Source organism: Streptomyces sp. AC627_RSS907 (genome assembly GCF_019049165.1).
In genome coordinates this window covers 1-732 of the sequence record NZ_JAGMUE010000577.1, presented here as the reverse complement: position 1 = coordinate 732, position 732 = coordinate 1, and the positions used below count along the sequence as shown (strand labels likewise).

Here is a 732-nt window from a genome sequence, read left to right as displayed (position 1 = left end):
ACGCGGTGCAGACCCTGCGGGACGCGTTGCCCACGACGCTGAAGGGCACCGACCTCACGGCGGGCGTGACGGGTTCGGCCGCCCAGTCCCTGGACGAGCGCGAGTCCTCCGAGCGGGCGGGCACGCTGGTGGCCGTCGGCACCGTCGTGATCATCATCGTGCTGCTGGTGGCCATCTTCCGCAGCCCGATCATCGCGCTGCTGCCCGTGGTGCTCATCGGCCTCATCTCACCGATGGCCACCGGCCTGATCGCCAGCGCCAACGACGTCTTCGACATGAAGGCGGACCGCTCCATCCAGGAGTTGCTGACGGTCGTGCTGTTCGGCGTCGGCACCGACTACATCCTGTTCCTGCTCTTCCGCTACCGCGAGGCGCTGCGCGCCGGCGAGGACGCCAAGGGCGGCATGGTGCACGCCGTGGAGCGGGTCGGCGAGGCCATCGCCTCGGCCGCCGGTGCCGTCATCGTCGCGTTCGCCGCGCTCGCCCTGTCCACCCTCGGGATGCTCAAGTCGATGGGCCCGGCGCTGGCCATCGCCGTCTTCGTCACGCTGCTCGCGGGGCTGACCCTGGTGCCCGCCGTGGTGTCGCTGCTGGGCACCCGCGTCTTCTGGCCCTCGCGCTCCTGGCGGGCCGAGCCGTCCGGCACCGGCTTCGCCCGCTTCGGGGCGGCGCTCGCCCGCCGGCCGGCCGTGTGGGCCGTGGCGTCCGCCGTGTTCATGGGGGCGCTGGCTG

At 72.7% G+C, this 732-nt stretch carries 1 protein-coding gene; it reads left to right on the top strand.

Features of this window, described 5'->3' with window-relative positions; genetic code table 11:
• Positions 1 to 26: 26 nt before the first annotated feature.
• On the top strand, positions 27 to 732 hold a 706-nt coding region (locus KUM32_RS37175), incomplete at its 3' end, for an MMPL family transporter (protein ID WP_374227598.1).